This window comes from Nonomuraea ferruginea, assembly GCF_039540635.1.
Lineage (GTDB): Bacteria > Actinomycetota > Actinomycetes > Streptosporangiales > Streptosporangiaceae > Nonomuraea > Nonomuraea ferruginea.
On record NZ_BAABFD010000012.1, the window covers coordinates 178,251 to 203,612 of the forward strand.

At 71.3% G+C, this 25,362-nt stretch carries 26 protein-coding genes; 13 read left to right on the plus strand and 13 right to left on the minus strand.

Annotated elements, in window-relative coordinates; all coding sequences use genetic code 11:
* Positions 1-21: 21 nt before the first annotated feature.
* Positions 22-744, minus strand: coding sequence for a hypothetical protein (locus ABD999_RS23290; RefSeq protein ID WP_271279846.1), 723 nt, complete (start codon positions 742-744; stop codon positions 22-24).
* Between the two features lie 284 nt (positions 745-1,028).
* Here ABD999_RS23290 and ABD999_RS23295 point away from each other — a divergent pair, with 284 nt between their 5' ends.
* From ABD999_RS23295 to ABD999_RS23305, 3 genes are all read left to right on the plus strand, one after another.
* Entirely contained in the window at positions 1,029-1,697 is a 669-nt protein-coding gene (locus ABD999_RS23295; RefSeq protein WP_219549848.1) for a TetR/AcrR family transcriptional regulator, read from the plus strand.
* A gap of 33 nt (positions 1,698-1,730) precedes the next feature.
* Positions 1,731-2,687, plus strand: coding sequence for an LLM class F420-dependent oxidoreductase (locus ABD999_RS23300; RefSeq protein WP_148036003.1), 957 nt, complete (start codon positions 1,731-1,733; stop codon positions 2,685-2,687).
* A 62-nt stretch (positions 2,688-2,749) separates the two neighbouring features.
* Positions 2,750-3,112 carry a YkvA family protein gene (locus ABD999_RS23305; RefSeq protein ID WP_271279847.1) on the plus strand — a complete coding sequence of 121 codons (363 nt, stop codon included), beginning with the start codon at positions 2,750-2,752 and terminating at the stop codon, positions 3,110-3,112.
* On the opposite strand, the gene ABD999_RS23310 is transcribed toward ABD999_RS23305, so the two are convergent.
* The 4 genes from ABD999_RS23310 to ABD999_RS23325 all read right to left on the minus strand — a co-directional run bounded on the left by ABD999_RS23310 (position 3,109) and on the right by ABD999_RS23325 (position 6,671).
* Positions 3,109-4,308 carry an amidohydrolase family protein gene (locus ABD999_RS23310; protein ID WP_148036005.1) on the minus strand — a complete coding sequence of 400 codons (1,200 nt, stop codon included), beginning with the start codon at positions 4,306-4,308 and terminating at the stop codon, positions 3,109-3,111. The genes ABD999_RS23305 and ABD999_RS23310 overlap by 4 nt on opposite strands.
* A 334-nt stretch (positions 4,309-4,642) precedes the next feature.
* Positions 4,643-5,368: a tyrosine-protein phosphatase gene (locus tag ABD999_RS23315; protein WP_271277312.1), complete on the minus strand. Its 726-nt coding sequence runs from the start codon at positions 5,366-5,368 to the stop codon at positions 4,643-4,645.
* 10 nt (positions 5,369-5,378) lie between these two features.
* Positions 5,379-6,167 carry an SURF1 family cytochrome oxidase biogenesis protein gene (locus ABD999_RS23320; protein WP_271277311.1) on the minus strand — a complete coding sequence of 263 codons (789 nt, stop codon included), beginning with the start codon at positions 6,165-6,167 and terminating at the stop codon, positions 5,379-5,381.
* Positions 6,168-6,209: 42 nt separating this feature from the next.
* A complete protein-coding gene (locus tag ABD999_RS23325; RefSeq protein WP_271277310.1) occupies positions 6,210-6,671 on the minus strand; it encodes a winged helix-turn-helix transcriptional regulator in 462 nt (153 codons plus the stop codon).
* Between the two features lie 60 nt (positions 6,672-6,731).
* On the opposite strand from ABD999_RS23325, the gene ABD999_RS23330 reads away from it, so the two are divergent.
* On the plus strand, positions 6,732-7,268 hold the full coding sequence (locus ABD999_RS23330) for a GNAT family N-acetyltransferase (RefSeq protein ID WP_271277309.1): 537 nt from the start codon (positions 6,732-6,734) through the stop codon (positions 7,266-7,268).
* The gene (locus ABD999_RS23335) at positions 7,265-7,864 is read left to right on the plus strand and encodes a TetR/AcrR family transcriptional regulator (RefSeq protein ID WP_271277308.1); all 600 of its coding nucleotides are present in this window, start codon (positions 7,265-7,267) and stop codon (positions 7,862-7,864) included. The genes ABD999_RS23330 and ABD999_RS23335 overlap by 4 nt, the downstream gene beginning before the upstream one ends.
* Before the next feature lie 3 nt (positions 7,865-7,867).
* Here the strand turns inward: ABD999_RS23335 and ABD999_RS23340 are convergent, their stop codons facing one another.
* A complete protein-coding gene (locus ABD999_RS23340; RefSeq protein ID WP_261808992.1) occupies positions 7,868-8,170 on the minus strand; it encodes a hypothetical protein in 303 nt (100 codons plus the stop codon).
* A gap of 154 nt (positions 8,171-8,324) precedes the next feature.
* Between ABD999_RS23340 and ABD999_RS23345 the strand changes: the two genes are divergently transcribed.
* Complete coding sequence (locus ABD999_RS23345; protein WP_271277307.1) at positions 8,325-9,722, plus strand: N5-glutamine methyltransferase family protein; 1,398 nt, start codon at positions 8,325-8,327, stop codon at positions 9,720-9,722.
* A 300-nt stretch (positions 9,723-10,022) separates the two neighbouring features.
* Here ABD999_RS23345 and ABD999_RS23350 read toward each other — a convergent pair whose 3' ends face one another.
* Positions 10,023-13,043 (minus strand): AfsR/SARP family transcriptional regulator, encoded by a 3,021-nt coding sequence (locus tag ABD999_RS23350; RefSeq protein ID WP_271277306.1) that lies wholly within the window; start codon positions 13,041-13,043, stop codon positions 10,023-10,025.
* A gap of 255 nt (positions 13,044-13,298) precedes the next feature.
* Positions 13,299-14,546: a pyridoxal phosphate-dependent aminotransferase gene (locus ABD999_RS23355; protein ID WP_271277305.1), complete on the minus strand. Its 1,248-nt coding sequence runs from the start codon at positions 14,544-14,546 to the stop codon at positions 13,299-13,301.
* A 79-nt stretch (positions 14,547-14,625) separates the two neighbouring features.
* On the opposite strand from ABD999_RS23355, the gene ABD999_RS23360 reads away from it, so the two are divergent.
* The 3 genes from ABD999_RS23360 to ABD999_RS23370 are packed head-to-tail and all read left to right on the plus strand — an operon-like array spanning position 14,626 to position 17,253.
* A complete protein-coding gene (locus tag ABD999_RS23360; RefSeq protein ID WP_148036014.1) occupies positions 14,626-15,561 on the plus strand; it encodes a LysR family transcriptional regulator in 936 nt (311 codons plus the stop codon).
* Between the two features lie 11 nt (positions 15,562-15,572).
* A complete protein-coding gene (locus tag ABD999_RS23365; RefSeq protein ID WP_219549870.1) occupies positions 15,573-16,244 on the plus strand; it encodes a ribonuclease HII in 672 nt (223 codons plus the stop codon).
* 13 nt (positions 16,245-16,257) lie between these two features.
* Positions 16,258-17,253 carry an LLM class flavin-dependent oxidoreductase gene (locus ABD999_RS23370; protein WP_271277304.1) on the plus strand — a complete coding sequence of 332 codons (996 nt, stop codon included), beginning with the start codon at positions 16,258-16,260 and terminating at the stop codon, positions 17,251-17,253.
* A 27-nt stretch (positions 17,254-17,280) separates the two neighbouring features.
* Here the strand turns inward: ABD999_RS23370 and ABD999_RS23375 are convergent, their stop codons facing one another.
* Entirely contained in the window at positions 17,281-17,667 is a 387-nt protein-coding gene (locus ABD999_RS23375) for an SCO5389 family protein (RefSeq protein WP_148036017.1), read from the minus strand.
* A gap of 88 nt (positions 17,668-17,755) precedes the next feature.
* Positions 17,756-18,685 (minus strand): ATP-binding protein, encoded by a 930-nt coding sequence (locus tag ABD999_RS23380; protein ID WP_271277303.1) that lies wholly within the window; start codon positions 18,683-18,685, stop codon positions 17,756-17,758.
* A 323-nt stretch (positions 18,686-19,008) separates the two neighbouring features.
* On the opposite strand from ABD999_RS23380, the gene ABD999_RS23385 reads away from it, so the two are divergent.
* On the plus strand, positions 19,009-19,470 hold the full coding sequence (locus ABD999_RS23385) for an ATP-binding protein (protein ID WP_271277302.1): 462 nt from the start codon (positions 19,009-19,011) through the stop codon (positions 19,468-19,470).
* A gap of 3 nt (positions 19,471-19,473) precedes the next feature.
* Here the strand turns inward: ABD999_RS23385 and ABD999_RS23390 are convergent, their stop codons facing one another.
* Positions 19,474-20,844, minus strand: coding sequence for an LCP family protein (locus ABD999_RS23390; RefSeq protein WP_261808993.1), 1,371 nt, complete (start codon positions 20,842-20,844; stop codon positions 19,474-19,476).
* Positions 20,845-20,999: 155 nt separating this feature from the next.
* On the opposite strand from ABD999_RS23390, the gene ABD999_RS23395 reads away from it, so the two are divergent.
* Both ABD999_RS23395 and ABD999_RS23400 read left to right on the plus strand, forming a co-directional pair.
* The gene (locus ABD999_RS23395) at positions 21,000-21,680 is read left to right on the plus strand and encodes a class I SAM-dependent methyltransferase (RefSeq protein WP_271277300.1); all 681 of its coding nucleotides are present in this window, start codon (positions 21,000-21,002) and stop codon (positions 21,678-21,680) included.
* 30 nt (positions 21,681-21,710) lie between these two features.
* Positions 21,711-23,153 carry an MFS transporter gene (locus tag ABD999_RS23400; RefSeq protein ID WP_271277299.1) on the plus strand — a complete coding sequence of 481 codons (1,443 nt, stop codon included), beginning with the start codon at positions 21,711-21,713 and terminating at the stop codon, positions 23,151-23,153.
* Here ABD999_RS23400 and ABD999_RS23405 read toward each other — a convergent pair whose 3' ends face one another.
* Together ABD999_RS23405 and ABD999_RS23410 are read right to left on the minus strand one after the other, a co-directional pair.
* A complete protein-coding gene (locus ABD999_RS23405; protein ID WP_219549882.1) occupies positions 23,154-23,555 on the minus strand; it encodes a RidA family protein in 402 nt (133 codons plus the stop codon).
* A gap of 96 nt (positions 23,556-23,651) precedes the next feature.
* Positions 23,652-24,005, minus strand: a complete 354-nt coding sequence (locus ABD999_RS23410) for a hypothetical protein (RefSeq protein WP_148036025.1) — start codon at positions 24,003-24,005, stop codon at positions 23,652-23,654.
* 282 nt (positions 24,006-24,287) lie between these two features.
* Here ABD999_RS23410 and ABD999_RS23415 point away from each other — a divergent pair, with 282 nt between their 5' ends.
* Entirely contained in the window at positions 24,288-25,241 is a 954-nt protein-coding gene (locus tag ABD999_RS23415) for a hypothetical protein (RefSeq protein WP_271277298.1), read from the plus strand.
* The last annotated feature ends 121 nt before the right edge of the window (positions 25,242-25,362 follow it).

The window sequence follows — 25,362 nt, forward strand, 5'->3', positions numbered from 1 at the left end:
AGCGGCCGGGGTACGGGCCCGTCACCTGAAGAGGATGTCCCAGTGGTCGCCCTCGTCGGCGAAGACGGTGCCTGACGGCGAACGGTACAACCGGGCGCCGTCACCCCGCACCCCGGCCGGTTCGGCGGTCTTCTTGATGTAGCGGTCGATGCACTTGTTGTGCCCGATGTCGAGCTTGTGGCCGCTGCCGTGGCTGAAGCGGCCGGGCGCGTGCCCGGTCTCGGTGCCGCCGGTGACGGTGACGGAGCAGCCGCTGCGCTTCTTGAGCTGGACCATCCGCTGCACGGTCGCGGTGCGTACGGATTCGAGCGAGGTGCAGTGGCGGACGTGCCGGTTCGCGCAGCCGCCCGACGAGGTCCAGCGCAGGCCGGCCTGCTTGAGCCAGCGGGTGGCGTGGCTGTGCGACAGGTGCATGGTCGCGTACCTGGGCTTGACCCGGGCCAGCTTCACGCGCCGCTTGCCGCGGCTGTCGGTGCCCTCCAGCGCCTCGTGGGCCCGGGACCGCCAGCCTGCTTCGTAGTCGTGCCACCTGGTCCTGTGGGCCGGTGGGCCCGCGCGGTAGCCGGACCAGCCGATGTCCCGGACGTGCCGTCCGGCTTCGCGGATCCGGTGCGCGGCATGCTCGTGGCGAGGGGCCAGCGAGCGGGCGCCGCCGTACGTCCAGTCCAGGCCGTCGTTTCTGTTCTCGAGTGAGTCGATCCAGCGGGGAGCCTTGAACGCGTCCTCGATGCGAATGATCGGCACCAGCTCCTCTCCCAGGTCCTTACCGGGAGGGATCGGAGTGGCTGAGGCGGCGGTGGCCATGGCGATTATGGAAGTTTCTATAGCAAAGAGCGCGACCACGCAGAGCCGCACTGTCCTACGTATCCACATGTCTGTGCCTTTTCGCGGAATAGCCCTTCCGCTGGAATCATCAATCCCACGCTTCACATGAGATGACCCCTGTCTCAGCGGCATCTTTGCCCTGTGTCTGCGATCACCGTGCGGGTTCATGACCTAACCCGGCATCAAGCCGTAAAGTGACGAACGTGGCCGAAGCCCGAAACCGAGGATCGGAGAGCACCCGGGAGGTCATCGTCGCGACGGCCCTCAGGCTGTTCCGGGAGCGTGGCTTCGAGGCGACGACGATGCGGGCCATCGCCGCCGAGGCCGGGGTGTCGGTGGGCAACGCCTACTACTACTTCGACAGCAAGGAAGCGCTGGTCCAGGCGTACTACGACCGCGCCCAGGCCGAGCACGAGGAGGCCTGCGCGGAGTTGCTGGCCACCGAGCGCGCCTTCGCGGCCCGCCTGAGTGGCGTGCTGCGGGAGTGGGTACGGGTCTCGGAGCCGTACCACGCGTTCGCCGTCAAGTTCTTCAAGCACGCGGCCGAGCCGGCCAACCCGCTCAGCCCGTTCAGCGCCCAGTCCTCCCCGGCCAGGGAGGCGTCGATCGCCATCTACCGTCAGGTGGTCGAGGGCGCGGCCGACCGCATGGACGCCGAGCTGCGCGAGGAGCTGCCCGAGCTGCTCTGGTTGCTGTCGATGGGCATGGTGCTGTTCTGGGTGCACGACACCTCGCCGGGGTGTGCGCGCACGTACCGGCTGATCGAGGTGACCGTGCCGCTGGTCGACCGGCTGGTGGGGATGTCACACCTGCCGGGGCTGCGCGGCATCACCAAGGACTTCATCGCGGCGATGCACGAGCTCAGGGCATAGGCGTACCACATACCGATTGGTATGGTGCGGTGCATGACGCAGAACTGGGGCATGACCATTCCCTTCTACGACCGTTCGCTCGCCGCGTCGAAGGAGCTGATCGAGGAGCTGCCGTCGCTCGGTTACACCGATCTGTGGTCCGCGGAGGTGAACGGCGCCGACGGGTTCACGCCCCTGGCCCTGGCCTCGCAGTGGGCCCCGGGAACGCGGCTCGGCAGCGCGATCGTGCCGGTCTCCACGCGCGGCCCCGGCCTGCTGGCGATGTCCGCCGCGACGCTGGCCGACCTGGCGCCGGAGCGGTTCGTGCTGGGCATCGGCTCGTCCTCGCCGGCCATCGTGGAGCGCTGGAACGCGATGGAGTTCACCAAGCCGTACGCGCGCACCCGCGACACCCTGCGCTTCCTGCGGGCCGCCCTGGCCGGCGAGAAGGTGTCGGAGACGTACGAGACGTTCGCGGTCAAGGGGTTCAAGCTGGAGCGGGCGCCGAAGGTCGCGCCGAAGATCGTGCTCGCCGCGCTCCGGCCCCGGATGCTCCGGCTGGCCGCCGAGGAGGCCGACGGCGCGATCACGAACTGGCTCTCGCCCGACGACGTGCGCAAGGTCCGCGCGGAGGTCCGGCCGGAGACCGAGCTGATCGCCCGCCTGTTCGTCTGCGTCAGCGAGGACGCGGACGCGGTACGCGAGCGCGGGCGCTGGATGCTGGCCAGCTACCTCACGGTGCCCGCCTACGCGGCCTTCCACGACTGGCTGGGCCGCGGCGAGCAGTTGCGCCCGCTGCACGAGGCGTGGGCCGCCGGCGACCGCAAGGCCGCGCTCCAGGCCATCCCGGACGAGGTCGTCGACGCGCTCATCGTGCACGGCGACGCGGCCACCTGCCGGGCCAGGATCCAGGAGTACGTGGACAACGGCCTCGACACGCCCGTGCTGGCGCCCATCCCCGGTGAGACCCCGATCGCCCAGGCCGTCCGGGACCTCGCGCCGAAAGCCTGATCGTTAGGAACCAATCCCCGTGGGTAACACGTTATGTCGTGAAACCGGGGTAAGGGGATCACATGAAGCCGAAACCAGCACGCGCCGCCGCGGTCTATCGGACGTACCGCGAAGTGAGCAAGCCGGGCTCCCCGTCTCTCATGACGAGAGTGCGGGCGACCCCGCGCATGATCGGCGACGTGATGCGCGGCCGGTACGACGGGCTCGGCAAGGGCAAGCTGGGGCTCATGGCGATGGGCGTGGTCTACATGATCTCGCCCATCGACCTGGTGCCCGACTTCCTCGTCCTGATCGGGGTCGCCGACGACTTCGGGGTGTTCCTGTGGCTGATGGCGTCGCTGCTCGGGGAGAGCGGCCGCTACGTCGACTGGGAGCAGCGCAAGGTCGTCACCGGGCACGTGGAGGCCCGGCCGCAGGAAGGCTAGATCTCCTCCATGCGCAGCCAGGCGCGTGACGGGAGCGGGTGGCCGAACAACCGCGCCGCGTTCCCGTACGCGACCCTGGCGATGTCGGCCGGCGGCAGCGGGCCGAGGTTGCGCGCCACAGCCTTCTGCGTGTCGGGCCACGTCGAGTCGGAGTGCGGGTAGCCGCTCTCCTGCAGCACGTGGTCGAGGCCGACCGCGAGCCGCACCCCCGAGAGCGCGTGGTCGTTGAGCGTGCCGAAGAAGAAGTTGCGGCGCAGCACCTCGCTGGGCTTCAGCCCGCCCTCCCACGACGTCTCGCCGCCCGTCACCGGGTGGTCGAGCGCGTAGTCGGCCCGATCGGCCAGCATCGGCAGCCAGCCCACCCCGCCCTCCACGATGAGGATCCGCAGGTTGGGGAAGCGCAGCGGCAGCCCGGACCACAGCCAGTCGGCGCACGCGAACATCGCGCCGGTCGGCATCAGCGTGGTGATCGCCTCGATCGGCGTGTCGGGCGACGGCACCGGCGACCAGCTGGACGCGCCGGTGTGGAGGGCGACCACGGTGCCGGTCTCCTCGCAGGCCGCGAAGAACGGATCCCAGTGGCCGCTGTGGATGGACGGCAGCCGCAGCCGCGTCGGGAACTCGGGGAACACCACGGCCTTGAAACCGCGCGCCGCGTTGGCCCTGATCTCCTTGGCGGCCACGTCAGGGTCGGGCAGCCAGGGCAGCTGCAGCCCGATGATCCGCTCGGGGAAGGTGCCGGCCCAGACGTCGATGTGCCAGTCGTTGTAGGCCTTGACCAGGGCCAAGCCGAGCTCCTGGTCGCGGGTCCTGGCGAAGGCCATGCCGGACTGGCCCGCCACCATGCCGGGGAAGCAGAGCGCGGCCCACACGCCCGCGGTGTCCATGTCCTTGACGCGGGCCTCGATGTCGTAGCAGCCGGGACGCATGTTCTCGAACCTGACCGGGTCGAGCGTCCACTGCTCGCGCGGCAGGCCGGCGCCGACGTCGAGCCCCGCGCAGGGATAGGTGGCGCCTCCATAGCGCCACACCTGGTGACCGGCCTCGGTCTCCACCACCTTCGGCGCGACGTCGGCGAATTTCTCCGGCACCCGGTCCTCGAAAAGGTCGGGGGGCTCGATCAGATGATCGTCGGCGGAAATGATCACGTAGTCGCGCCGCCTCGGCTCTGGGTCGGGAAGCAGCGGCGTAGTCACGCAGGTAACCGTACGACGGCTGGATAACGTGGAACAAGCTGCGAGGTCTCTAATTGCGATCTGCTGTGTTTGATTGGCGATCCTTCGGATCGCCGGCTCGTCGCTCAGACCCGGCGCCTTCCCTCGTCGCTCGGTCGCTGTGCTTATGGCGATCCTGCGGATCGCGGCTCGTCGCTCAGACCCGGCGTCTTCCCTCGTCGCTCGGTCGCTTCGCTCCCTCCCTCCTCAGTCCAGACACCGGCGCTCCTCGCGGGGCTCCCTCCCTCCTCAGTCCAGGCACCGGCGCTCCTCGCAAGACCTTCCCCATGGAAGGTCGGGCACCGGTGCTGCCCCGTTAGGTGAGGAGGTGTTGGCGGAGTTCGGTGAGGGCGTCGGGGGTGAGGCCGAGGGTTTTCGTCGCGTACGACTCTATGGAGTCGTGGCGGGCGCGTAAGTCGGTGAGGAACAGGTGCATCGCTTCCGCCGGGGCCAGGCCGAAGCCGGGCCAGAGCGTTCCGTCCGGGTGGCGGGCCGTCCAGTCGGCGATGAAGCGGTCGGTGGCCAGGCCGGTCAGGGCGTAGTCGGCGACGATGTCGTCCTCGGCGACGCCCAGGAGGGACAGCACGATCGCCAAGAGGAGGCCGGTGCGGTCCTTGCCCGCGGCGCAGTGGACGACGACGGGCGCGCTGTCGGCGCGGCAGATCGTCTCCATGGCGGTGCGCAGGTTGGCGACCCCGTCCTCGGTCACCTCCAGGTAGCGGTCCGCCAGGTAGCGGGCGACGCCCCGGTCCTCTTCGTAGAGGGCGAAGTCCCAGCGGCGGCCCTCGATGGGCAGGTTGTGGTAGGCCAGCCCGTGCTCCTCGGGGACCCGGCCGTACTTCTCCGCCTCGAAGGGGTTGCGCAGGTCGATGACGGTGCGCACGCGCAGCGCCCGGAACGTGTCGAGGTCCTCGCCGGCCAGCCAGCCGAGGGAGTCGGCGCGGTAGAGGCGCTGCCAGCGGACGGACCGGCCGTCGGCGGTGGCATATCCGCCAACGTCACGAAAATTGTGGATGTTGGCGAATTTGATGTGCCGGATCACGTCCAACACCTTAATCGGCGCGGACTTCCTCCGGCTCGGGTACGGACTCCTGCGCCTTCCTGTCGGCCACCTCGCGCCTGATGAGCAGCACCCAGCCGCCGATCGCGATGCCGATGAAGAGCCACCACTGCACGCCGTAGGCGAGGTTGAGCCCGCCGCCCGCGCCCACGTCGGGCTCGGTCACCGGCTCGGGGGCGGCGGCGCCCGCGGGCTCCTGCCCGGTCAGCTCGACGTACCCGTCGAGCAGGGGATACGGCAGGGACCGGCCGATCGAGGCCGGGTTGATGAGCAGCACCTGCCGGGGCGGCAGCCCGGACCGCTCCCTGATGCCGCTGCCGGCCTCGGTCTCGCTCGGGCGTAGCCTCCCGGTGACAGTTACCTCACCCGTGGGCGGCGGCGGCACCGCGGGATACTCGTCGGCGGTGGCGCCCGCCTTGACCCAGCCCCGGTTGACCAGAACGGCGTGGCCGCCGCCGATGGGCAGGGGAGTGAGCACGTAGTAGCCCGGCCGCCCGCCCTGCGGCCGACGGCGCACGACGAGCTCCTGCTGGGGGTCGTACGTGCCGGTGACCGTGACGTTCTTGAACCGGTCGGACTCCTTGGCCGGCCGGCCCGGCTGGACGAGGGTCTCCAGGGGCACCGGGGCGCTCTCGATGTTGCGGGTGACCAGGTCGCTGTTGGCCGAGCGTTCCTCGAAGCGCCCGAACTGCCACTGCCCCAGCAGCACGAAGGCGGGGATCACGAGCAGCACGACGACGTGGAGCGCGATCCACCGGGGTGTGAGCAGGAACCGGTACACGCTTCAAGGGTAGGCACCGCGGCGGGTGGTCCCGCACGCGGCTCAGGCGATCTTACGCGCAGCTCCCGGCAGCGGGGTGACCTCGCTCGGGCCGCCCACCTCGTGGCCTTCGGCGCACCGGAAGTGCTGCTCGACGAGGGCGCCGCAGTCGCGGTGGGAGAGCAGCACGGGCGGCCCCTCCTCGCCCGTGAGGTACTTGTCGCCCCAGTGCATGAGCGCGACCAGCAGCGGATAGAGGTCGCGCCCCTTCTCGGTCAGCCGGTACTCGTCGCGTTGCCGCTGGCCCGGCTCGCGGTAGGGGACCTTGCGCAGCAGCCCTTCGTCGACCAGGCGCGTCAGCCGGGCGCTGAGCACCTGGCGCGGCGCGCCGGTGTTGGACTGCATGTCGGCGAACCGTCTCACGCCGCTGAACGCCTCACGCAGCACGAGGAAGGTCCATTTCTCCCCGACGACGTCCAGGGTGCTCTCGATCGAGCAGTTGTTCACCCGGAAAGGCACGTTCATGCCGCACATTCTACCTGAGTTCAATTGACAGACTCAGGTCTGCTGAAGCAAGCTGAGTTCATGTCTGGAACTCAGGGGGAACCTCCGTGCGGCGTGCTGATCCGTCCGGCCGTGAGCGACGACGCCGAGCGCGTCCGGCGCTTCCTGACGGGCCTATCCCTGCACACGCAGACCCTGCGCTTCTTCGCCGGCGTCAGCCGTCCGGCGGCGAGTCTGGTGTGCGCGCTCATCGAGGTGAACGAGACCAGGGACGCGCTCGTCGCCGTGCTGGAGGGAGAGATCGTCGGCCACGCCATGAGCTACCGGGGCGGCCAGACCGACGTGGAGATCGCGGTGGTGGTGGCCGACCAGTGGCAGGGGTTCGGGCTCGGCCCCGCGCTGATCGACACGCTGCTGGCCAGGGCGACCGTGCGCGGGGCCAGCACCGTCGGCATGGACGTGCTCGGTGACAACCGCAAGGTGCTGGGCATGATCCGCAGGATCTGGCCGGGCGCGCAGATGAAAGTATCCGCCGGATCGGTGGAGGTGACCGCTATGATCCGAGAGGCCCAGATATTTGCGGAACAAGGTTCTGGTGGCTCACCATTGACAGTGTGAAGAGTGCCAAGAACGGACGCGACGGCCGGACCCGGATCATCGAGGGGGCCCTCCGCCGATTCAGCCAGGATGGGGTGTCGGCCACCACCCTGGCCAGCCTCCGTGACGAGAGTGGTGTGAGCGTAGGCAGCTTCTACCACCACTTCGCGAGCAAGGAGCACGTCTTCGGCGTGCTCTACGCCGAGACGCTCCGGGCCTACCAGCAGGAGTTCGTCGCCGAGCTGAGGCGCCACGACGACGCCCGCGACGGCGTGGAGGCCGTGGTCGCCTTCCATATGCGCTGGTCGGGCGAGCACCCCGAGCGGGCCAGGCTGCTCGTCAGCGAGCGCCCGCCGCGCAAGCAGGAGCCGGGCGGCGCCGAGGTGGCCGAGGCCCGGCGCGAGTTCTTCCGCCAGGTGTCCGACTGGTGGCGGCCGCACATGAGGAACGGCATGCTCCAGCCCGTCTCCCCGACCATGTGCTACGTGCTGTGGCTCGGGCCGGCGCAGGAGATCTGCCGGCTGTGGTTCGCCGGCGCGCACACCCCGACCGACGAAGAGGTCAAGGGCCTGGCCGAGGCCGCCTGGCACAGCCTGCGCCAGCGCGACGAGGACTAGCGGTCAGGCGGGCTGCCGCACCCGCGTCCGCACCCTCCAGCTCGCCGCGTCGAGCGAGATGTCCAGCCGCAGCTCTCCCCGCTGCCGGCGCAGCCCCGGCACCCGCACGCGGTCCTGGACGTCGAAGCGCCCGCCGCGCGAGTAGCCGAACCCGAGCTCCCCGGGCAGCACCCGGAGGTCGTCGCGGTTGCCGCAGTGCGGGCACGTCCACGACACCAGGTCCAGGCCGCGGTTGTAGTCGGAGCAGGCGGCGAAGTAGTCGTCGGGCACGAAACGCGCCTCGCAGGCCAGACAGGGGATGAGCACGGGATCCGCTCCTCTTCGAACGGCGGGGGAGAGCATCCAAGAGATACCCCGCCACACTTGTGCCTCGCTTGGAGAATGCTGCGGTATCTCGTAACAGTATGATCACTGACAGTATCGGATCATGCGTGTTGGTTCACGGTGAAAGGATGGTGTCGTGGAACGACTGCGCGATCATCTCCTGGAGACCGGTTACACAGTGGACGGCGTGCGCGACCGGCTGGGCGACGTCGCGGCCTCCGCGCTCGCCCGCGAAGAGCTGGTCCCGGCCCTGCGCGCCACCGCCGACGGCGACCCGCTCGGCGCGCTGATCCGGCTCTGGTGGCTCGGCGTTCCCGTCGAGGCCGCGAGCCTGCCGGCGGTGGTCCTGGAGTCCGGGCTGGTCAGCGCCGAGGGCGACACGGTCCGCGCCGACGTGCACCTGCAGCCCTGGGAGAGCGACGGCTACGTGGTCTCCGACCGCAAGGTGCGCCCCGGCGACCCGGCTCTCCGCCCCGACCACGTGGTCGGCGCGGGCGGCGCGTCCGCCAACCTCGCCCAGCTCGTCACCCGCCGCCCCGCCGACCGGGCGCTCGACCTCGGCACCGGCTGCGGCGTGCAGGTGGTGTCGCTCGACGGCCGGGCCTCTCACGTGACGGCCACCGACGTCAACCCGCGGGCGATCGAGCTGGCCCGGCTCAGCTGGCGGCTCTCGGGCGTGTCCGGCGTGGACGCCCGCGTCGGCTCGCTGTTCGAGCCGGTCGCGGACGAGCACTACGACCTGATCGTGGCCAACCCGCCGTTCGTGATCTCTCCGGGCGGCACGCTGACCTACCGCGAGACCGGCGCCGGCGGCGACGCGTTCTGCCGCGATCTCGTACGGGAGACGCCGCGCCATCTCAGCCCCGGCGGCCAGGCCCACTTCCTGGCCAGCTGGCTGCACGTGGAGGGGGAAGACTGGCGCGAGCGGGTGGGCGGCTGGCTGCGCGAGGGCGGCTGCGACGCCTGGGTGGTGCAGCGCGACGTGCAGGACCCGGCCGAGTACGTCGAGCTGTGGCTGCGCGACGCCGCCGAGCAGGGCACCCCCGGTTACACCGGGCGCTACGACCGGTGGCTGGCCTGGTTCGAGGAGCACAAGGTCGAGGCGGTCGGCTTCGGCTGGATCAGCATGCGCAACTCCGGCACCCTCGACCCGGTGGTCCGCGTCGAGCAGCTCACCCACCAGGTGGCGCTGCCGGTCGGCGACTACGTGGACGGCGTGCTCGACGCGATCGCGGCCGCCCACCGCGTGCGCGACCTGCCGTCGGTCCGGCTGCGCACCGCCGACGGCCTGCTGGACGAGCGCGTCGGGCTGCCCGGCGCGGAGGACCCGATGCGCATCGTGCTGCGCCAGACCACCGGGCTGCGCCGCACCCGCGAGGTCGGCACGGTCGAGGCGGCGCTGGCCGGCGTGTGCGACGGCGAGCTGGCGCTCGGGCCCCTGCTCAACGTTATCGCCGAACTGGTCGGCGACGGCGGCGCCCCGCAGACCGAGGCCATCCGCCCCCTCATCGCCGAGGGCTACTTCCTCCTCTGACCGCTTCGCCGGAGGGCTGCGATCCGGCGTTGATCGGCTGTTGACCGGCGCCGTGGAAACTTCTGACCACGACGCGGCCCTGGGGGGTTCGAGGACCGTGTCGGGTCCGGCCGGTCGCCGTTGTGAGGCGGCTAGCCGCCGCGCGGAGCATCCGGATGACCGGGCCCCCTAGCGACGCGCGGTGGTCAGGCGGCCGGCCGGGCCGCCGATCCACCTGTACGGACCACGGGGGTTCGTGACTCCCAAAGGACAGCCTTGTTTAACCATGTGTGGATGACACGTCTGGACGACGAGCTGTACTCAGGACTCGACGACCTTCCCGCCGGCCTTCCCGGCGACGGGGACGCTGTCGAGCAGGCTCCTGACGTCGCCGGCCTCGGGAGCGCCGAGCCGGGTGAAGATGGCGAGGGCCCCACGTAGGCACTCGGCGCTCCTGGCCGCGCTGCCCAGCCCCTTGAGCGCGCGGCCCAGCACCGTGAGCGACAGCGCTTCCCCGTACGGATGACCGATCTCGCGGGAGACGACCAGCGCCTGCTCGGCGTGGCGCACCGCGTCCTCGTAGCGTTCGGCGGCGATGAACGTCTCGGCCAGCCGCGAGCACACCCGCTGCTCCCACACCCGCTGCTTGCCGGCCCGGAAGAAGGCCAGGCACTCGGCGTGGTGGTGGACGGCCTCGGTCAGCCGGCCCACCCGGGACAGCACGATGCCGAGGTGGTAGCGGGCCCTGGCGGTGCCGGCGCCGCTGCCGATCTCGGTGAAGATGGCCAGGCCCTTCTCCGCCGCCGCGATGGCGTCCTCGGGCCGGCCCAGGCCGAGATGGTCGCGGGCCGAGTAGCTGAGCACCAGCGCCTCGCCCGCAGGCACGCCGTTCTCCCGGTACCAGCGCATCGCCGCCTCGAACCAGGCCAGCGCCTCGGTGTGGCGGCGCTGCCGGCCCACCACGACGGCCAGCGCGTTGAGCACCTCGCCGGTGACGATCTTCTCCCCGCGGGTCGCCGACAGCTCGTGGACCCGGGTGAACTGCTCCTCGGCCTCCGGCAGCCGGTTGCCGGCGAACAGCACCCGGCCGAGCACGTACCGGGCACGCAGCTCGCTGCCCCGGTCGCCGAGCCGGAGCGCGGTGGCCAGCACGGCGCGGGTGCCGTGGTCGAACTCGCGGGTGTGGGTGCCGGACTCCAGCAGCGGCTCCATGGCCACCAGCAGGTCGCCGGCGGGCAGCAGCTGCTCGCCCGCGCGGGCGGAGGCGGCGGCCTGGTTGATGGTGGCGAACAGCGCGTCGCCCTCGACGATCAGCCAGGCGACGGCCTCGTCGGCGGTGCCGAACGTGCGCCCGCTGCCGACCACCACCAGGTTGTCGGAGATCATGCTGCCCTCGTAGGCCAGCCGGTGCGCCGACTGGGTCGAGGCCAGGTAGAAGCCGAGCAGGCGGCGCAGCGCGAGCGTGCGCGCCTGCTGCCGCTCGGCCCTGTCCAGCTCCCGCCGGGCGAACAGCTTGAGCAGGTCGTGGAACCGGTAGCGGCCGGGCGCGGGCGCTTCCACCAGGCTCGCGTCGACCAGCGACTCCAGCACGTCCTCCGCCTCGATCGCGGTCATCGACAGCAACGCGGCCGCCGCCCCGATCGAGATGTCCGGCCCGTTGGGCAGCGACAGCAGCCGGAAGGCGCGCTGCTGCGTCTGGTCGAGCTGGCCGTAGCCGAGCGCGAACGTGGCCTCCACGGCCAGGTTGCCGACCCGCATCTCGTCCAGCCGGCGCTGCTCGTCGGCCAGCCGGGGCACCAGCGAGGCGACGGTCCACGACGGGCGGGCGGCCAGCCTGGCCGCGACGATCCGCACCGCCAGCGGCAGGAACCCGCAGGCGGCGACCACGTCCATGGCGGCGCCGTGCTCGGCCGCGACCCGCTCGGGCCCGGCCACCGCGGCGAACAGCGACAGCGCCTCGTCGGGCTCCATCACGTCCAGGTCGACGAGCCTGGCCGAGGGCAGGTCGGCGAGCTTGGACCGGCTGGTCACGATCGCCGCGCAGCCCGGTGAGCCCGGCAGCAGCGGGCTGACCTGCGAGGCGTCGCGGGCGTTGTCGAGCAGCACGAGGATGCGCCGGTCGGCCAGGATCGACCGGTAGAGCGCCGACCGGTCGGCCGGGCTCTCGGGGATCACGTCGGCCGGGATGCCCAGCGCGCGCAGGAACGAGCCCAGAACCGACGTGGGGTCGGCCGCCTCGTCGGTGTAGCCGCGCAGGTCGGCGTAGAGCTGGCCGCCGGGGAACAGGTCGCCGGTGGCGTGCGCCACGTGCACCGCCAGCGTGGTCTTGCCCACCCCGCCTATCCCGCAGATCGCCACGACCGGCACGCCCTCGGCCGACGACTGGGCCGACAGCAGCGAGCGCAGCCGCCCGGCGACCTCCTTGCGCCCGGTGAAGTCGTTGACGGCCGCCGGGAGCTGGGCGGGCCTGGGAAGTTCGGGCGCCGGCTCCTCGTCGGGCTCGGGCGCGTCCTGCCCGGCCTCGGCGGCGGCCCCGTGGGCGGGCGCGGCCGGGGCGGCCAGGGTCGGGTCGGCGGCCAGGATGCGCTGGTGCAGGGCGGTCAGCTCCGGCCCCGGCTCGACGCCCAGCTCGTCGATCAGCGCCTCGCGCGTCTCGGTGAACACGTTGAGCGCGTCGCCCTGCCGTCCGCACCGGTAGTAGGCGAGCATCAGCTGGGCGCGCAGCCGCTCGCGCAGCGGGTGGTCGGCGGTGAGCGCGATCAGCTCGGCCACCACCGCCGCGTGGTCGCCCAGCTCCAGGTCCACGTCCATGAGCGCCTCGACCACGCCGAGCCGCCGCTCGACGAGGCGGTCGCGCTGGTGCTCGGCGTACGGGCCGACGGCTCCGGCCAGCGGCTCGCCCTCGAACAGCGCGAGCGCGGCCCTCATCTTCTCGGCGGCCTCGCGCGGGCGGCCGCTCTTGCGGGCGGACTCGGCCGCCGCGATGCCGCGCTCGAACCTGGTCAGGTCCAGGGCGTCGGCCGCCAGCCGCAGCGCGTAGCCCTTGCCGACGGAGGTCAGCAGCTCCGGGCGCGAGCGGGCGGGCCGGTCGGGTTCCAGCACCGTACGCAGCCGGGAGACATAGGTGCGCAGCGCGCCCAGCGCGCGCGGCGGTGATTCCTCGCCCCAGATGGCGTCGATCATCTCGGTGGGGGTGACCGCCCGCCCTTCCTTGAGCAGCAGCATGCCGAGGATGGAGCGCTGCAGCGGGGTGCCGAGGTCGAGCTCCTGCCCGTGGCGCCAGGCACGGACGGGACCCAGCACGGCGAACCGCAGCCCGCCCTCGACTCCCTGACCAGCCATGCCGCCTGTCCCCACAGCAATGGAACGAATTGGTACCAAATGATAGATCCAACCTCAGCCGGCACCTAGAAAGGAACCCATTCCTTCATTCTCGCGTTGATCCGGCTTTGATTCCCCGTTGAGCCCCACGGGCGACCCTTCAGACAAGGACGGTGTGGCCCGCGGGGGCGGCCGCATCGGGAGCGCATATCAGCCGAGACGTCGGAGGCCCCGCCCTGGGGGGACAGGGCGGGGCCTCCGCATGTCTGAAGGGGGTCAGGAGACCAGGGCGGGGCGCGTCAGCGACAGCTCCGCCAGGCCCAGGGCCAGATGGTCCAGGCTGGCCTTGATCCACGGCAGCCGGAGCGGGTCGGAGCTCTCCAGCGCGGCCATGCGCTCCTCGTGCGTATCCCCGTACAGGAGGCTGACCGCGACGCGGACCCGCGCGGCGGCCGGGTCGTCGCCGAACGCGTGGCCGGGCAGCACGCCGATGCCGTGCGTGTCGAGCAGGAGCCGGGTGATCTCCGCCGAGCCGCCGAGGCCCAGGTGGCCCAGGTCGGGGTAGAGGTAGAAACCGCCCTGCGGGGCCGGCACGGACGCGCCGATCGCCAGGAACCGGTCGCGGACGGCGTGCGCCACGGTGCCGTGCAGGCGCCCGCTGCGCGCGATGCGCTCGGTCAGCTCGGGCGGATCGGTGAAGGCGTAGACGGCGGCCTCCTGCACCGGCGCGGCCGGCGCTGACCAGATCTCGCTGGCCACGGCGAGCAACCGTCCGCGCAGGTCGTCGGCGCCGTCGGGGAGCCTGGCTACGCCGATCCGCCAGCCGCCCAGCGCCAGGCTCTTGCTGAGCCCGGTGGTGATCAGCGTGCGCTCGGGCGCGAGGTCGGCGGGCGAGGTGTACTCCTGGCCGGGATCGTGCAGCAGGTCGCGGTAGATCTCGTCGGAGATGACGTAGAGGTCCAGCTCGCGGGCGACCTCCACCAGCCGGCTGATGGTCCGCCTCGGCGCGAGCATCCCCGTCGGGTTGTCCGGCAGTGTCACCAGCACGGAGCGTACGGTCCTGCCCCGCGCGCGGGCGCCGCGCACGGCCTCGGCCACCAGGTCGGGATCCGGCACGCCGCCCTCGCCCGGCGGCGGGGGCAGCAGGATCGGGCTGGAGCCGACCAGATCGGCCTGCGCCGCGTAGCTGACCCAGCTGGGCATCGTCAGGACGACGTCACCGCCGATCGCCAGCAGCAGCCCGTACAGCAGCGACTTGCTGCCGGGCCCGCAGACGACCTGCTCGGGGTCGGTGATGAGCCCCCGTCGAGTCCAGTAGCCCGCTGCCGCGCCGCGGAGTCCGGCCGCCCCCGCGACCGGCCCGTAGCCGTTGCGATGGGATGCGGCGGCCAGCTGCTCGCGCAGCGCCGGGTGGACGGGCAGACCGGCCTCACCGAAGGCCAGGTTCAGCACGCGTTCCCCGGCGCGTCGTCTTCGCTCGATGTCCTCGTTCGCCGCCAGGGTGGCAGACAGAGTCACAGCCATGTTTGTCACGTTCCCAGGGTGGTTGGATGAAGGCATCAGTACAAGCGAGGCTTGTTGTGGGTAGGCATAAGGAAGTCTGATGCTTGATCTGCGGCGTTTGATGTTGATCTGCGAGTTCGCCCGCCGGGGCAGCATCGCCGGGACCGCCGAATCCCTCGGCTACAGCCCCTCCGCGGTCTCCCAGCAGCTGGCGGCGCTGGAACGCGAGGCGGGCACCGCCCTCATCGACCGGACGGCCAGAAGCGCTGAACTCACCGACGCCGGACGGCGGCTCGTGGCCCACGCGGAACGCATCCTTTCCATGGTCGAAGAGGCGGAATCAGACCTGTCGGCCCACGCGGGGAGTCCCGCCGGGCGCGTCGTGGTCACCGCCTTCCCCACAGCGGCGGTGGCATTCGCCCCGGCGCTCGCCCGCTCCCTCCGCCGCCACACCGAACTCACGCTCCGCCTGCGGCAGAGCCGGTCCGGACGGGGAATGCGCGAGGTGCAATCGGGTGAGGTGGACATCGCCCTGGTCGACGACTGGTACGGGCGAGCCGCCGACAGCGACAACCTGCGCGTCTTCCCGCTGCTGTCCGACCCGCTCGTGCTCGTGGTGCCGCGCAAGCACCGGCTCGCCGACCCGGAAGTGCCGCTCGACCTGCGCGAACTGCGCGACGAGCCGTGGATGGCCACCCCCGACGGCGAGCCGTCCAGGCTGGCGATGGACCGGCTGCTGATGGACGTGGGCGGCACCAAGCCGGTCCCGTGGGAGTTCGAGGGCCTCGGCACGATCCTGTCGCTGGTGGCCAAGGGCATCGGCATCGCCGCCGTGCCCGCGCTGGCGCTGGCCGCCGGGGTGCGCGGGCTGTCGGTGCGCGACTTCCCCGGCAACCCGGTGGCCCGCGAGGTGCTCGCCGTCGCCCGCGCCTCCAGCGTGAACCGGCCCTCGGTCTCGGTCACGCTGCGCGCGATCCACGTCGCGGCCCGGCTCATCGCCGCCGACCTCGCCGCCGTACAGCTCGCGGCCCGGTAGCCTCTGGGGCCATGCCGCCCTCGTACGACATCGAGCACCTGCTGCTGTCCCAGCCGAGCATCCGCACGGTCGCGGGCGTGGACGAGGTGGGCCGGGGCGCCTGGGCGGGCCCGGTCACCGTCTGCGCCGTGGTCGCGGGCGACGGGGAGCCGCCGGCCGCGCTGACCGACTCCAAGCGGCTCACCGCGGCCAGGCGCGAGGCGGTGGCGGCCGAGCTGGAGCCGTGGGCGGCGGGCGTCGGCTTCGGCGAGGCGTCCCACCTGGAGATCGACGAGCTGGGCATGACCGAGGCGCTGCGCAGGGCGGCCAGGCGGGCGCTGGAGGCGCTGCCGGTCAGGCCCGACGCGGTGATCCTCGACGGCAAGCACGACTACATCGGCCCGCCCTGGCGGGTGCGGCTGGAGGTCAGGGGCGACGCGGCCAGCGTGTCGGTGGCCGCCGCGTCGGTGCTGGCCAAGGTCCGCAGGGACGCTCACATGGCGGCGATCGGGTTCGCGGAGTACGGGTTCGCGGAGAGCGCCGGCTACCCGTCGCCGCTCCACCAGGAGGCGCTGGCCCGGCTCGGGCCGACACCGCATCACCGGCTTTCCTGGTCGTACCTCGACGACCTGCCCGCGTGGCGGCACCTGAAGCGACACCGGGATCCAGCCGTGGGGGAGGGGCAGGTCAGCCTCTTCGGCTGACATCATCGGAGAGGTGCGCATCGGCATCTTCCTCATCGCGGCCGGCTTCCCCGGTCGCGAGCCAGGGCAGGTCCTGGCCGACACCGTCGACCTGATCGTGGCCGCGGAGCGGGCCGGGTTCGACGAGGCGTGGATCGCCGAACACCACTTCATGTCCTACGGCGTCTGCCCGTCGCCCACCACGCTGGCGGCGGTGGCGACCGGCAGGACCTCGCGCATCGGCCTCGGCACCGCGGTGAGCGTGCTGTCCACGCAGCACCCGATCGCGCTGGCCGAGCAGGCGGCGATGCTCCACCATCTGTCGGGCGGCCGGTTCACGCTGGGCGTCGGCAGGGGCGGGCCGTGGGTGGACCTGGAGGTGTTCGGCACCGGGCCGGCGCGGTTCGAGCGCGGCTTCCCCGAGGCGCTGGACCTGCTCACCGCCGCGCTGTCGGGCGGGCCGGTCAAGGCCGGCGGAGAGTTCTTCGCCTTCCGCGAGGTGAACCTGGTGCCCGCGGCCCGGATGCGGCCTGTCGTGGCCTGCACGTCCGGGGCGACGGCCGCGCTGGCGGCCGACCGGGGCCTGCCGATGCTGCTCGGCATGCACGTCGGGGACGCGGAGAAGGCCGCCATGGTCAGCGAATACGCTCGGCGAGCCGAGGGCACGGGCCACGCCGGGGCGGGTCCGGGGCACGTGGCGGCGGCGGTGGCGCACGTCGCCGACAGCACGCCGGAGGCGGTCGGGGAGCTGAAGCGGGCGATGCCCGCCTGGCTGGAGCCGGGGCTCGCCGGTTACGTGCCGGTGGACGGCCGGCCGCGCCCGCCCAGGGACGTCGGCGCGTACGTGGACCTCCTCACCCGCATCCACCCGGTCGGTTCACCGGAGCTCTGCGTGGAACGGCTGACCCGCACGGCCGAGGCGACCGGCGTCGAGAGGTTCCTGCTCATGGTGGAGGGCGCGGGAGACAAGGATCGGGTGGTGGAGAACGTCCGGCGGCTGGGCGCTGAGGTGCTGCCGCGCCTCCGGTAGGCGGTCGCCCACCGGAGGCGCGCGGAGCTAGCAGTCGACGAGCTCCGGCTTCTGGTTGAGGATCTGCGCACGGGGCGTGACGAACTCGCGCAGCGCCTCGCCGGCGGACGGCGCGAACACGGCCACCCGGTGGCAGTTCTGGAAGGCGAGGCGAACGCCGAAGTGACGCTCCAGGGCACCGCGCATGGCATCGCTGGCCAGGCAGCGCAGGAGCTCCCCGCGCGCCTGCTCGTCCGGCGGCGGCACCTGGTTGTCGGCGAACTCGGCTCCGGTCTTGTCTCGCTGCTCGACCAGCTCGCTGATCACCGACCAGGCGTAGGGCAGGGAGTCGCGCACGCAGGCCACGAAGGCCGCGTCGTCGACGTCGCCCGCACGGGCCCGGTCGAGCAGATCGTTCGGAACGGTCAGCGACATGCTGTCTCCTTTCAGAAGAACATCGCCTTTTGACGCTAGGTGAGCATCTGGAAACGCTCCAGATGGCTGGAGGGGGACAGTCGTGTGGTCAGGGCCCGTAGACGAAGTCGGGGTCGATCTGACCGGTGAGGTCGACGCCGGTCTTGGCGTTGGCCCACGCTCTGGCGTTGCGCAGGTGGAACTCGGCCGCCTGCCTGCCGAACCGCGCCCAGTCCTTCTCCTGCTCGTCGAGGTGCTTGAGCAGCACGGCGAGCGCGTCGGAGTTGGCCGGCTCCAGGTCGTCGAGGGCGAACGGGCGGCCCTGCTCCATCGCGCGCACGGCCCCGGAGTGTTCCATCCAGGTGAGCAGGCCGGAGCCGACGTGCTCGCGCAGGAAGTCGACGTCGGACGGGCCGTGCACCTTGTTGCCGACGACGGCCAGCGCCACGCCGTAGTCGGCGGCGTAGTCGCGGTACTGCCGGTAGACGCCCACGCCCTGGCGGGTCGGCTCGGCGACCAGGAAGGTCAGGTCGAAGCGGGTGAACAGGCCGGAGGCGAACGAGTCGGAACCGGCCGTCATGTCGACCACCACGTACTCGCCCGGACCGTCGACCAGGTGGTTGAGCAGCAGCTCGACCGCGCCGACCTTGGAGTGGTAGCAGGCGACGCCCAGGTCGTCCTCCTCGAACGGGCCGGTGGCCATGAGCCTGATGCCCTCGGAGGTGGTGACCGCGTGCTCGTAGGCGGCGAGCTCGTGGAAGCGCAGGAGCCGGGAGCCGCGGCCGGGCGGGGTGGTCTTGACCATGGCGTCGGCCGACGGGATGCGCGGGTTGTCGCCGCGCAGCAGATCCTTGATCTCGCCGAGGTGGGCGCCCAGTGGCTCGGGCGGCCGGTCGAGGCCCAGCACCAGCGCCAGGTGCTGGTTGATGTCGGCGTCGACGGCGACCACCGGGGCTCCCCGGCTCGCCACGTGTCTCGCGAACAGCGCCGACAGCGTGGTCTTGCCACTGCCGCCCTTGCCGACGAAGGCCACTCTCACGGTTTGTCCCTCCTGATCACGATTATGAAAACCGTTTCCACTGTCGCGTCCTCATCATGCCACAGGAGCCGGTGCCGGGAGTGGCGATCGAGCGTCATGTCGGGCCGGTGACATGCGGAAAGAGTGTCGATATGACCGCGATATGGCGTAATGCTCGGAAAAGCCGGTGCAGACGGTGTAACTTCCGCTGTGGTCCGGATGCCGGGGGGATCCCGGTGTGAGCGCGCCCGCACGCGCAAGAGGCCAGGTCAGGATCGCTCGATGTATGCGTCCACGAGGAGCGGGCAGCAAGCAGCCGGGCCGAATCATGCCGGGAGTTGAGCATGGGCGAGGAGACAGCGCTGAGCTGCCCCATCACCGCTGACCTTGGCCTGCTTCGTGAGCACGTGCGCGCCTTCGCCAGCGCGGAAGGGCTGTCCGGCTCGCGGCTGGACGACCTGGTGATCGCCGTCAACGAGGCGGCCGACAACGTGCTCGAACACGGCGGCGGGTCCGGCAGGCTGGACGCCTGGGCCGACGACCGGGGCATCTGGATCGACGTGGCCGACTCGGCGGGCACGCTGACGGCCGGCGACCTCTACCGGCAGGGCGCCGACCCGCCTCCGGCGGCGTCGCGGGGTTACGGTCTCTGGATCATCCGCAGGCTCTGCGACGAGGTCGTCGTCGAACGGTCCGGCGACCGCTCCCTGCTGCGCTTGCACGTCGCCTACCCCGTGCCGCGCGCGGCCGCGGGCGAGACGAAGACGGCCGGCGCGGGCGCGCCGCCGGGAGCGCCCCTGGCCTGACCGTCAGCCGCAGGTCTTGTCGAGGGTCACCGGGCCCTCGGGGGACGCGGTCGGGCGGGCCGCCTGGGCGGCGGGCGCGGGCGTGCGCGCCACCGGGGAGAGCGCCTCGTTGACCTTGTGCCTGATGAACCGCCAGTCCGGGTAGGCAGTGTTGATCAGCGGGGGGACGAAGTTGAGACTCTTGATCGGGTTGTCGCGGACCTTCTGCGCCAGCTCGACCAGGGCGGGGAGCAGGTCCTGCGGGACGTCCGTGGAGATCGCCCGCTTGGTGGCCGTGGCCAGGCCGTCGAAGCTGTTGAGCAGCGTGACCGGGTCCGCCTGCCTGGCCACCGCGTTGATCAGGCACTTCTGGCGGCCCATGCGCACGTAGTCGTCGCTGTCGGTGCGGGAGCGGCCGTACCAGAGCGCCTCCTCGCCGCTCAGCCGGCGGGTGCCCGCCGGTAGCAGGCCCTCGCGGTACTTGCCGTACACGATCGGCTCCTCGACGGTGATCCGCACACCGCCCACGGCGTCGATCATCTCGGCGAAGCCCTTCATGTCGACCATGGCGTAGTAGCGGACCGGGATGCCGAGCACGCCGCCGACCGTCTCCTTCAGCAGGGCCGGGCCGCGCTGCCCGTCCGGCACACCCGGCACGACCTCCGGATGGTTCTCGGCGTACTGGAAGACCTCGTTGAGCAGGCCGGGGGAGTCCAGGCCATCGCCGGTGAAGCCGTAGGGAAACCTGGCGCGGGCGGGGCCCGCGGGCATCGGCACCTCCTCCAGGTTGCGCGGCAGGCCGAGCAGCGTGGTCGCGCCGGTCGCGGTGTCCACGCTGGCCACGGTCATGCTGTCGGTGCGCACCCCGGGCCGGTTCGGCGCCGAGTCGGCACCGATGAGCAGGAAGTTCACCCGCTGCGTGCCGCTCCACGGGTCGTCGGCCACGACCGGGCCCATGTTGCCGGCGAACAGGTGGTGCACCAGGTCGCGCGACACGTACGCCATCCGCGCCGCGTACGCGGTCGGGGCCAGCACCAGCGCGCACAGGGAGACGGCCAGGCCGGCGGCCAGGGCGCGGCCCGGCATGCCCGACGCGGCGGGCCGTACCAGCATGTACGACCAGATGATCACGGCCGTCCAGGCGATCGCGACGGCGGCCAGGATGAGCGCCAGCCCGGTCATCCACCCCGGCTGGACGGCCAGCGACAGCAACTGGGTGCTGAACGCGGTGAGCACCGTAAGGATCGCGGCGATCAGTACGATCTGCACCGACATGAGCACGAATGCGGTGCGGTGCCGCTGCGTCGCCAGATGAGCGACGCCCCACAAGAGAGCGGACCCCAGGGTCAGCCCGAGGCTGGAACCGAGTCCGAAGCCGCGCTTCCTACCTCTCATGCCTGGTCAAACCCCCTGGTGTCCGCAGATCTCTCCAACGCTAATGAGCTTTGCGGCCGATTGACCTCACCTGATGACACGAAACACCAAACATGGGGTCAAGAGATTCTTTGCGTTATAACGTCCATGTGGGTGATGGACGCGGAAAGTACGGTTTGGACGCACCCTGGGCGTTGACCGGTCTCATGCTCGGGACGGTCCTGCTGGTCGCGCTGGCGGCCGTCTCGTTCGTCACCGGGATCCTCGTCACCGGTGTGGTCTTCACCAGCGGCGCCGTCTACACGCTCGCCAGCGCCGCCAGCCACCTCTACACCACCCGGCGCGGCAGGTTCGCCGTGTGGGGCGAGGAGCTGGACCGGCTCGAAGGCGGCGAGGACGTGCTGGACCTCGGCTGCGGGCGCGGCGCCGTGCTCCTGCTCGCCGCCCGGCGGCTGTCGTCAGGCCGGGCCACCGGCGTGGACCCGTGGCGCTCCACCGGCGAGCCGCTCACCAGGGCCAACGCCGAGGCCGAAGGCGTCTCGGAACGCGTCGACCTGGTCACCGCCGATTTGCACGAGTTGCCGTTCGGCGACGAGCGGTTCGACGTCGTCGTGTCCGCGCTCGCCCTGCACCGCGTCCCCGGCGCCGCCGGGCGCGAGCAGGCCCTGCGCGAGGCGTACCGGGTGCTGAGCCCCGGCGGGCTGCTGCTCGTCGCGGACGTCAGGCACGTGCCCGCGTACGAGGCCGTCCTGCGCGGGCTCGGCGCGCGTGACGTGCACAGCCGCGACCTGGGCCGGCGGTACTGGTACGGCGGGCCGTGGGCGAGGACCCGCATGGTGGAGGCGCTGAAGGTTTGAGCGCCGGTCGCCGGGTAACCCGAGGTGCTCATGAGCGATGTCGAGACCGGCACGATCACCACCAAGGTTCCGGCGCGCCTGGACCGGCTGCCCTGGTCCCGCTGGCACTGGATGATCGTCATCGGCCTCGGCACCGTCTGGATCCTCGACGGGCTCGAAGTCACCATCGTCGGCAACCTGTCCGCCCAGCTCGCCAAGCCCGGCAGCGGCCTGGACATCTCCCAGGAACAGGTCGCGGGCCTCGCCGCCGCGCTCTACGTCGCCGGAGCCTGCTCGGGGGCGCTGTTCTTCGGATGGCTGACCGACAGGTTCGGCAGGAAGAAACTGTTCATCATCACGCTGCTCGTCTACCTGGCGGCCACGCTGGCCACCGCGTTCTCGTTCAGCGTGTGGTGGTTCTTCCTGTTCCGCTTCCTGACCGGGTTCGGGATCGGGGGCGAGTACGCGGCCATCAACTCCGCGATCGACGAGCTCATCCCCAGCAGACACCGCGGCCGGATCGACATCCTCATCAACGGCAGCTACTGGCTCGGCGCCGCCGGAGGCGCCCTGCTGACCGTGCCGCTGCTCAACAACCTGCCCGTCAACATCGGCTGGCGGGTCGCCTTCGGGCTGGGCGTGGTGCTCGGGCTGGCCATCCTGCTCGTGCGCAGGCACGTACCGGAGAGCCCGCGCTGGCTCTTCATCCACGGGCGCGGCGACGAAGCGGAGAAGATCGTCCAGGGGGTCGAGCGCGAGGTCGAGAAGGAGGTCGGCGCCGCCCTGCCCGAACCCCGGCAGGCCATCACCATCCACACGCGCAAGTCGATCGGGTTCATCCGGATCGCGCACACCATGGTCGCCCTCTACCCCACGCGGACCGTCCTGGGGCTGTCGCTCTTCATCGGACAGGCGTTCCTCTACAACGCGATCACCTTCGGGTACGCGCAGATCCTGTCGACGTTCTACGAGATCGACACGCACACCGGCTACTACTTCGCCGTCATCGCGGTCGGCAACTTCCTCGGGCCGCTGCTGCTGGGCAGGCTCTTCGACACCGTCGGCCGGGTTCCGATGATCTCGGCGACCTATGTGGGGTCGGGGGTGCTGCTGTTGGGGACCGCGTGGCTGTTCAACGAGGGGATGCTGACCGCTGTGACGCTCACGGCCTGCTGGTCGGCGGTGCTCTTCGTGGCCTCGGCGGGTGCCAGCTCGGCCTATCTGACGGTGAGCGAGATCTTCCCGATGGAGACCAGGGCGATGGCCATCGCGTTCTTCTTCGCCATCGGCACGGCGGCGGGCGGCATCGCCGGGCCGCTCATCTTCGCCAAGCTGGTGTCGAGCGGGGTGCCGGGGGACACGGCGCTGGCCTTCGCCATCGGGGCCATCCTCATGATCCTGGCGGGGATCGTGGAGATGATCTTCGGAGTGAAGGCGGAACGGCGCGGCCTCGAAGACATCGCCGCCCCGCTCTCCACCGCCTCCCCGACCTGATCAGTTGGGCAGCGCCGCCGTGAGGTCCACCTCGACGAGCTGCCCTGAGAAGCCGAGCTGGGCGACGCCGAGGAGGGTGCTGGCGGTGGTGAAGGCCGGTGCGATCACCGAGTCGTTGAGACGCCGCCAGGCGGAGCCGAGCACGGAGCTGTCACCGCTGACCACGTAGATCACGGATCGTACGACGTGCTCAGGCCGGGCGCCGGCCGCGGCGAGGGCGGCCAGGGCGTTGGCCGCGACCTGGTCGATCTGGGCGTCCAGGTCTCCGGGGCCGACGATGGCGCCGGTCTGGTCGAGCGGGCACTGGCCCGCGAGGAACGCCGTTCGGCCGGCTTCCACGATGGTGACGTGGTGGTAGCCGGGGGTCTTATGTAGTTCGTCGGGATTGATGCGCTTCATCATGACGCTTGAGTCTGGCCGGATCCCGGCTCGTCCGCACCGCAATATCGCGCCGCGGCCCCCGCCCGCGTGGCGCGGGTGCGGGCGGGGCTCGGCGCGTCAGCAGAGGCGGTTCCAGTCGATCGCCTTGCCGGCGGCGGCCTTGATCAAGCGGCACGCGATGGCGGCCAGCCCGCCCGTGTAGCCGCCGACGATGGTGCAGACCGCCATGCCGAACAGCTGGTAGACCGCGTACACGGCCCGAGCCTTCCAGCAGTTCAGCGCCGCGATGGCCACGTCGTCCCGCGGTACGGCGGGTGACGGGGGTATCGCCTCGATCTGCTCGGCGCTGAGTCCGGCCGCCAGCTCGTCCAGCAGGGCTTCGGCGCCGTCGCCGAACTGCGCCAGGACCTCGGTCACGGCCGGGTTCTCCCGCAGTGCCGCCTTCTTGTCTTCCTCGGTGTGGAGTGTCATGTCGTTCTCCCGGTGTGGTGGTGTCAGGCGCCGGTCGGCGCCTCGGCACTCAGGTAAGCCGGGCGGCGGGGGTGTCCAACAGCGCGTCGGACGGACTCGGCCGGACTCGATCGCGCCGGGACGCACGGTGGTCGACGCCGGACGCTCTGGGTAATTGCTCGTACACTTGGAGTCACTTGGTGGACATCCCTTGGTCGGGAGAGGGCAAGGTTCTGCGCGACGATGAACGAGAACCCCAAAGAGGGCCCAGATCTTCGGTCTGTCGATCAGGCGCTGGAACGGGTGGGCTCACACGCGGAGCTGGTGAGGGTGCTGGCCGAGCAGTTCGCCAGGGCCGACGTGTCGCTGCGGGAGCTGGAGTCGCGGGCCGACCGGGCGGGCGGGGCCCGGCTTCCCCGGGCGACGTGCGCCGACATGCTGGCCGGGCGGCGTTTCCCCAAGAAGGCGGTGATGCTGGCGTTCCTGCGGGCCTGCCGGGTGCCCGAGCAGCAGATCCCGGCATGGGAACGCGCGTGGGAGCGGGTGCGGATCACCCGGATGGCCATCGGTGAGGACCGCGAACCTCCCGCCGGCGCGCCGCTCGCGGATCAGGGGACCGCCGAGGCGGTGACGGTTCGCGGGTCCGGAGGAAGCCGGCAGCGGGCCGTCCTGCTCGCCGCGCTCGTGGCGGTCGTGGTCTCGGGCGCCGTCATCGCCCTGTCGGTCAGGTCCCGCCACGGCGTGCCCGAAGACCTGCCCGTCCGCACCATGGACCCCGGCCACCTCGTCACCGACGACGGCCGCGCGTTCCCCCGCGGCGGGTGGAGCCGGTTCACCGTGACCGTCGACCCCGCCCACACCGCCGTACGGCTGATCCGCCGCCTGGACGTGGGCGTCGCCCTGCAGCACGCCACCATCACGGTGAACGGCCGGCCGGCGGCGGAATGGCGGCCGCTGCTCGGCGAGAGCACCTACAAGTGGCGGGACCAGGTCGTCGAGCTGCCACCGGAGCTGACCACCGGGAGGAGCTCGCTCACCATCGTCAACACCTCGGTGTCCTCATCGGGCTTCAACGAGTTCTACTACACCGTTGAGCAGCAGGTGGACGGTGTCTGGTCGATCAGTGACGAGGTCGACATCGGCCGCGAGCACACGGCCGGCGAGGCTGATCACGACTACCGCAACGTCGGCGAGGACTGGGCCGACACCCAGACCTTCGCCTACCCGCCCCGCAAGGAGGACTGGCGCGTTCGGTGAGCCCGACAGCCCGAACGTGCATATAGGACAACATCTTTTTACTGTGAGTAGCTATATCTTTACTTAATGCTTATGGCCTATGTTGATGAGAGCCTCCGTCGGCGCCCTGGCGACGACAGCG